This window comes from Pseudoduganella sp. RAF53_2, assembly GCF_052113985.1.
GTDB lineage: Bacteria > Pseudomonadota > Gammaproteobacteria > Burkholderiales > Burkholderiaceae_D > Rugamonas.
This window is the reverse complement of sequence record NZ_JBFRDW010000293.1, coordinates 1-7,010: the sequence shown is the minus strand read 5'-3', so window position 1 is coordinate 7,010 and position 7,010 is coordinate 1. Positions and strand designations below refer to the sequence as shown.

General features: G+C 62.9%; 7 protein-coding genes. All 7 read right to left on the bottom strand.

What is annotated here, in order from left to right:
* The coding region (locus AB4Z11_RS17795) for a major capsid protein (RefSeq protein WP_442026569.1) at positions 1–1,045 on the bottom strand (1,045 nt) is incomplete at its 3' end.
* 70 nt (positions 1,046–1,115) lie between these two features.
* The gene (locus AB4Z11_RS17790; protein WP_442026567.1) at positions 1,116–1,529 is read right to left on the bottom strand and encodes a head decoration protein; all 414 of its coding nucleotides are present in this window, start codon (positions 1,527–1,529) and stop codon (positions 1,116–1,118) included.
* Between the two features lie 30 nt (positions 1,530–1,559).
* Positions 1,560–2,135: a hypothetical protein gene (locus AB4Z11_RS17785; protein ID WP_090189575.1), complete on the bottom strand. Its 576-nt coding sequence runs from the start codon at positions 2,133–2,135 to the stop codon at positions 1,560–1,562.
* Between the two features lie 20 nt (positions 2,136–2,155).
* Positions 2,156–3,016 carry a S49 family peptidase gene (locus AB4Z11_RS17780; protein ID WP_090189573.1) on the bottom strand — a complete coding sequence of 287 codons (861 nt, stop codon included), beginning with the start codon at positions 3,014–3,016 and terminating at the stop codon, positions 2,156–2,158.
* Positions 3,013–4,641 carry a phage portal protein gene (locus AB4Z11_RS17775; protein WP_442026565.1) on the bottom strand — a complete coding sequence of 543 codons (1,629 nt, stop codon included), beginning with the start codon at positions 4,639–4,641 and terminating at the stop codon, positions 3,013–3,015. Before AB4Z11_RS17775 ends, AB4Z11_RS17780 begins: the two co-directional genes overlap by 4 nt.
* A complete protein-coding gene (gpW, locus tag AB4Z11_RS17770; protein ID WP_090189566.1) occupies positions 4,641–4,904 on the bottom strand; it encodes a gpW family head-tail joining protein in 264 nt (87 codons plus the stop codon). Before gpW ends, AB4Z11_RS17775 begins: the two co-directional genes overlap by 1 nt.
* 10 nt (positions 4,905–4,914) lie before the next feature.
* On the bottom strand, positions 4,915–7,010 hold a 2,096-nt coding region (locus AB4Z11_RS17765; protein ID WP_442026564.1), incomplete at its 5' end, for a phage terminase large subunit family protein.

The following is a 7,010-nucleotide window of genomic DNA, read 5'->3' as shown; positions in this document are numbered from 1 at the left end:
CCTGTGCGGACATGCACGCGTTGGCGCGTGCGGGAATTACGATCGGGGAGGATTGGAGCAGCAGCAGGCGCTGCGCGGGGTCTTTCTCAACCCAGGTCTTCGGCGCATACGGCAGCGCCTGGTAGTTGTGCTCCGGGTCGAGGACCTGGCCGAAGGCACGAGTGCCTTGCAGCTCGCCGCCGGTCATGATCAGCGCACCGTCCGGGATCATCGGCTGTTCGACGTTGTTATCGTCCACGTACCAGTCGTTGTAGACCCACAGGTCATACTGGCCCCAGCGACCTTGGTACTGCGCACCGGGCTTGATCATTGCCGCCGGGTTGATAGCATTGCCCGAATCGCTCAGCTTCGGATACACGATCGCGCCCTGCAGGGCCGGGTCCAGCTTGAAGCCGTTCCACGCGCTGGTGGAGAACACGATATCGGTTGGCGCCGCCCCCGACTTCTTCAGCATCTGCTGGGCCCATGCAGACACGTCGTTGGTAGGCGATGCCGTACCGGCATCGATGTTCGCCTTGATCCAACGGCCGGTGCCGGACTTGGCCACGGTCAGCGAGGCGTCGCGGCCGAAGTCAACGACCACAGTTGGGAAGCCTTCGCCGGTGATCGTTACGGTGCCATTGATCAGCGCGGACGCGGCCATCCATTCCAGACGGCGGTCCAGCATGTCCAACTGGTCGGTCAGCTCCAGCTCCAGATTTGCGGCCTCGCGCTCAGCACCCGTCAGGGAGCCGCCGATCTGTTCGCCGATCGCGCGGCGCACTGGCTTACGCAAGTCGGGTGCGCGCTTGTCCTTGATGTAGGCAGGCTTGAACATATTGGTCTGGGTGCGGCGGCTTTCCACCAGCTTGCCACCGACCAGCGGCGAGACGAAGGGCGACATGCGGCGCTTGCCGACGTCCACGTCGATCGAGACGTACTCGCTATCGCTCATCTCGACATTCGGGAAGAAGCGGTCCAGCAGGAACTTCTGCGGACGCTTCAGGTTGGGCACCACCGCAATCAGCGTATTGGTGTCGAAAACAAAGTTGGTATTCAACGACATTGCGATTCCTTCACGGAAGTAGGAAAAAAAAATCCCGCCAGAAGCGGGATCTCATGTGCATCAGGTGCGGTTAAGTAGGATCAGCCGCGCCAACCACGTTCTTGACGAAAATCGACAGCGAGCGAGCTGCGGCCTTGACCTGCGCGGCAGTCCACGACGCGTCGAAGATCAGCGCGTTGACGTTGAACTCGCCGGTCAGGTAGGCGCCCGCTGGCACGGCACCGCCGGAAGCATCAGCAGCGTCGGCCAGGATCGCGCTCGGGATCTGGCTGCCGTCGTTGGCCGTCTTCACGCACAGGATGTAGTTGCCGGTGGCGGTCACTTGCCCCAGCACGGCGCCGCGCTGCAGATTGCCAGCACCCAGGACGATGGCGTCCGTGACGGGCTTCAGGTGGCCGGCGAACAGCTGGTCCGGCACGTAGACCTGGGCGACCGCGCCGGGGGCTTGGGGGTTTGCACCCACGTTGGTAGTTGCGAGAGGCATGATGTCCCTTTCTGTTGATGAAACTGTGGATTACTGCTCGCCGCGGCGCTTTTTGCCGGCGGCGAGGATCATGGCGGCAGCCGCATTGGCGCCGGTCGGAGCTGCGGCGCCGGCGCCGGTGCCAGTGTTCACCTGCTTGACACCCGACATACGCGATGCCAGCGAGCTGCGCTTCGGTGCGCCAGCCGCAAAGGTCGTCAGCATGCCGATCGCTTCGCTGGCCTTCATGCCAGTCTGGAACGCCAGGTGAGCCGCAAAGTCCGGGCGGGAAGCGGCGGCCGGGCTGGAGAAGATCGCCGCGCAACGGGCGCGCTCGCGTTCACGCGCGGCCTTCTCGCCTTCGGTTTCGTCTTCTGCGTCCGCGTCGTCGTCCTGCTCGTCGTCGCCTTCTTTCTTGTCCAGCTCTTCCATGCGCTTGGCGTAGTCCTCGTCGGACTCGTCATCGCGCTGCTTGCGCTCTTCCTCTTCCATGCGCTTGGCGTAGTCCTCGTCGGACTCATCCTCGCGCTGCTTGTTCGGGTCTTCGCCGCCATCTGCTGCGGCCATGCCGATCAGGTGAGCGAAGGAGAATGCCTTGGCAAGGCCGCCTGCTTTTGCTTTCTTCATTTAGGTTCTTCCTTGGGTGATTAATCAAGCTCGGCCAGCAGCGCCCTGAAAGCCGCGTCTGGAGCCATAACGCTGTCAGCCAGGCCCTGGGCAACGCCTGCCGCGCCCAGGAAGGTGCCAGCCTGTGTATCCCGCACCTTGGCGGCGGGGATATTCCGGTTGCGGGCGACCGTTTCGACAAACAGTTCGCCCATCGTGTTGATGTCCGCCTGGAAGCGCGCACGCGCCTCGTCGGATAGTTCAATTTCTGGCCGGCCCTCAGCCTTCAAGTCGCCGTAGGTGATAAAGGTAACTTTGAATCCAGCCTCGGTCAGCGCCTTGGACCAGTCCATGTGCGCCCAGATGACACCAACGCTGCCCACGCCACCTGTACGCGGCACCAGTACCTTGTCGGCGGCGCTGGCGATCGCGTAACCGGCGCTATAGGCCGACTCGTTCAGAATCGACCAGATCGGCTTGGTGCCGCGTGCACGGTAGATCGTGTCAACCAGGTCGAAGCAGCCGGCCACCTCGCCGCCAGGACTGTCGATATCGAGCACGATGGCCTTCACGCTGGAGTCGGCCAGGGCGGTCAGCACGTTCTGCCGAATCCCGTCATAGCCCGTCATGCCCGAGTACGGGCGCAACGTGCCGAGTTTCTGCACCAGCGTTCCCTGAATCGGAATCACCGCCACGCCGGCGACAGTGTCGTAACCGCTGCGCGGGTTCTGGCCGGGATCGGCATAGCCGTACTCGTCGTCGTCCATCATCTGCGCGCCGGAGCGGGCGATGTGGGAGACCCCCATGCGCTCGGCCAGCGCCGCCATGACCACTTCGGCCTTGCGCGGCGTGATTGCCAGCGGCGTGTTGAACAGCCGCTGGGCCAGGAATGCGAATTTCATTCGACACCATCCTTTTCGTTTGTTTCTGGTTGATCACCGCCAGCTGCCCACTGCGGCAGCGGCACTCCCAGCTCCTGGAATCGCTTGATCTCGATCGCACGCTGCGCGACCGTTTCTCGCCAATCCTTGCCGTCCAGCTCGGCCGCCTCGTCTTCCAGCGTCGAGAGCGCCGCATCCATCCCGAGCACTGAGCCCTGGCGCTCTTTCAGCGGATCGACAATCCCGCGCCCCGGCCCCATCCACTTCGCCYGCGCATATGCCGCGCGATACTCGGCAAACTCCGGTGCACCGGCTGGCAAAGGCAGGTCGTCTACTTCCATCGCTTCTTCGGCAAAGCCACACACGATGGGCTGTGCAAAGCCGATGGCAAAGTCATTTCGCCGCCGCGAAAGGGTCTTCCACGCTTCGAGCATGGCGCCGCGCGCCGAGCTGTAGTTCACATCCGACCAGTTGTTGCTGATCTGCTGTGCCGATAGGCCGGTCGCCGATGCCACATTGCGCAGCACCGCCGCCTCGAAGGCATCAAAGTTGGCGTTCGGCCGGGTGGCCATCACCGTGTTCAGCTTCTCCCCTGGATAGAGGATCGGCATGCGCGCGCCGTTCAGTTTCAGGCGCTGCTCGCCGTGGTAGGCCATCCGATCCTTCTGGTAGGCACCAACGTCGTCGTCACCGGCCAGCGCGCCTTCGACCATCGAGTGGTCATATGGCGATTCGATATAGGCTGCAAAGATCGCATTTAGCAGCGCCGCGTCCAGCTCGGCGCTGTCGTACTTGATCAGCATTTTGAGGCGCTGAATTACAGGGGTAAAAATGCCCGCACCGCCTCGGTGCTGACCAGCACGCTCCTGCTCGAAGTCGTGCACGATGATCGGGCGGCCCCACTCAGTTTCCCGCTCGATGCGGTCCCAGGTGTACGCACGCCCTGCAGCAAAGTAGTCGCCCTGGTGCGCGCGCCGGATGTGGTACGCCAGCGCCGCGCCGTACTGATCGATCTCGACGCCACCGCGCAGCTGTTCGGTGTCGATTTGCAACTGCGGGTTGGACAGCCGATCAGGGTCAATCAGTTGTACCGCCGTGGCATATCGCGCCCGCCCTACGCCCACTCGTTCTGGCAGCCAATGCAGCTGCGCGATCGCATCGCCATCGATCAACTTGTGGCGGAAGCCGACACGGATCATTTGCGCCATCGTCAGGTTGCGCTGGGTGTCGCAATAGCGCCCGATGTCGGTTGCCCACAAGCGATAGCTCGCCTCCAGGCCCCGACCGAATTCGTCAGCCCAAACGTGGTCGAAAGCCTTGATGCCCGTGTGGGCTTGCAGGGCCTGCCAATCCGGCTTGAAGATCGGCCGGAAATTGGCTCCGATCGCATTGTCGAGAATCCGCGTGACAGTGCCCGAGGCCCAGCCATCATTGCGCACCAGGTCGCGGACGCGGGCGACGATGGTGTCGCGGAAACCGTTCAGCTCACCGTCCGGTGACGGCAAGGTGGGCGACCAGCTCGCCATGTGGTCGCTGCTACGGTCGGCGGCGTCGTAAGGCACGCCAGGACTGCCGTGCAGCATGGATGTACGCGCCGGCGCCAGTGGTTGGCCGTTCGCGCCCAGGATCGTGACTGGAGTATTCATCAGAATCGGAACCTCACGGCGCGGCGCGGACGGGGCACGATGCCCAGCTGCGCTTGCAGGGTTTGAATAAGAACGGCCAGGTCGGCGATGTTCGCCTTGCTGTACGTCACCGAGCGCGATCCGTCGCCTTGGGTGTACGAGTAGGACTCGCCTTTGGCGCCAGTGGACAGGTCGATATATGCCTGCTGCGCATTGGTCAGCGCCGTGCGCAGTGCAGACGTCTGCATACCTGCCAGCAGGCTGGCATTGGGATTGAATCGCATTGGAACTCCTCTATTTCTGTATCAACGCCGCCAACCGGCTGCGCGGGGCCTGACCGCCTTGGCCGAGTGTGGTGACCTTGACAGCAGGTTCGGCCTTGGCGGCCTCCCTCAGCTGCTTCAGCGATTCGCCGAGCTTGACCGCGAGTTCGCCAACGGCCAGCCCTTGCACGCCCGCTTCCTCGGGCTCCACTGGCGCATCGAACAGATCGGCCATTGGCGGATTGACCGCAGCTTCCAGCTTTGCCCAAAGCCGGTCGGTGTACTTATGCAGATCCAGCGACTGGGCCGAGAACAGCGCGTACACACTGCAGTCCAGCACCTCGTTGCGGCGTCCGCCGACCTTGACCCAGCGATGTTGCTCACCAGTCGCCGTTTTCTGCAGCACCCGCACCTCAGCGGTAAGCTGCTGGTAGAACTCCACCGGCATCGCCTTGGGGAAGTGGACGTAGCCGGGGCCGGGTTGCGTGACCTGCAGGCGACCGTGGATCAAGTCCTTGGCCGTATCGGTCCCGACCATCCACAGCTTTACGCCACGCTTGATCACCTTGCCCTGGTGATTCACGTCCTGCATGCTGCTGCGGCCTTTGACCGGCTGGCCCTGGCGGCTATCACCCTTGACCGCATAAATGCGGCGACGGGCGCGAACGCGGCAGAAGTTGTACGCCTGGTGCGTAAAGTGGCCGCCGGTGTCGATCGCAGCCGCCTCAATCGGGAGGTACTGTCCACCGACGTGCTTGAACCGCATTTGCAGGTATGGGTCGAGCTTTTCTTCCCACTCCCGCTCATCGGCCGGGTTGGCATCGATCACCTGGTAGTCCACGGCCCACATTTCCTCGCCGCGCCCGATGGCCCAGACCACGACCTCGAAGCGGTTGGCCTGTACGTCCACGCCGGCCACCAACACCAGGCCACCCCTCGGCACCTCGCGCAGCGGGTAATCCTCCGCGCGCTGGATCAGTGCGTCCGCCTCGGTCTTCTCGACCTCTTCCTCCCAGGTTTCACCCAGCGTCGTATTGACGAAGGTTTTCAGCTCGCTGGTGTCGCCCGCGCGGGCCTTATCAACCGCCGCCAGGTAGTCGCGCACGATTTGCGCCCATGTCGCCTGCGGGCTGTACGCCGTCCACACATGGAAGGCGATCGAGCGCGGCGCCGGGACCAGCTCGTCGGCAGCGTTTCGGAAGCGGGACTCACCATCGATCCAGGTTCCGTCCGGAGCCTCCCAGCGCCCCTGCGTCCACACCGACAGGTATTCGGCCTGCGTGTACAGCGTCGCGCAGTGTGGACAAACATGGCCGACCGTTTCCGGGTCGCGGTTGATCCACTTGAAGCCGTGCCGCTTATCCTTACCGCCAAACGTGATTTCGTGCCGGTCGCCGCAATGCGGGCATGGCACTTTGAACCGCATCTGCAGGTCGCACTGTTCTTCGCGCGCCTCGGTGCGGCTGAAGCCTTTCAGCTTCGGCGTAGAGCCAAGGATCTCTTTCGGGAACAGCGCGCCCTCAACCCGCTTACCCGCCAGCTTGTCAGGACTGCCTTCCTTCTCGATGTCGAGGTCGAATCCGTCCAGCTCATCAAGAATGGAGTAGTCAACCGAAATACGGCGGTAGCTGCGGGCGGCCTTGCCGCCTTTGGTGTACAGCCGAGATCCCAAGAACTGCTTGCCTTTGAGCGTGTCGTTCTTGCCTTTGCCTTTACCCTGGCGGAACACCTCGCGCATGACCTTTACGTCACGCAGCATGCTGTCCAACTCGGTTTTCACAAACTCGTCTGAGTCCTCATCCGTGGGTTGCCACACCGCCTGGTTGCGGCGCTTGTGATGGGCCACGTAGGCGATCAAAGCCACCAGCATCTTGGTGTAGCCGACGCGCGCCGATTTCTTGACTACAACGACCTGAATGTCGTCGTTGGAGAAGGCGTCCATGATGGCTGGCTGGAACGGATATGCGCTCCATGCGCCCTCGACATAGGATGACTCCGCCGACAGGTAAAAATGCTTCTCAGCCCACTGCGACAACCGCATGGGCTCAGGCACCTCAAGCGTCTTCAGGCCACTCCTGATCGCCTTCTGAATCTCCGATAGATCCATCCTCGTCCTCGTCTTCCAGC

What these genes read in the sequence shown, in the direction of transcription:
- AB4Z11_RS17790 (WP_442026567.1), bottom strand. Translation starts at nt 1,529, where the DNA reads ATGCCTCTCGCAACTACCAACGTGGGTGCAAACCCCCAAGCCCCCGGC.
- AB4Z11_RS17785 (WP_090189575.1), bottom strand. Translation starts at nt 2,135, where the DNA reads ATGAAGAAAGCAAAAGCAGGCGGCCTTGCCAAGGCATTCTCCTTCGCT.
- AB4Z11_RS17780 (WP_090189573.1), bottom strand. Translation starts at nt 3,016, where the DNA reads ATGAAATTCGCATTCCTGGCCCAGCGGCTGTTCAACACGCCGCTGGCA.
- gpW (WP_090189566.1), bottom strand. Translation starts at nt 4,904, where the DNA reads ATGCGATTCAATCCCAATGCCAGCCTGCTGGCAGGTATGCAGACGTCT.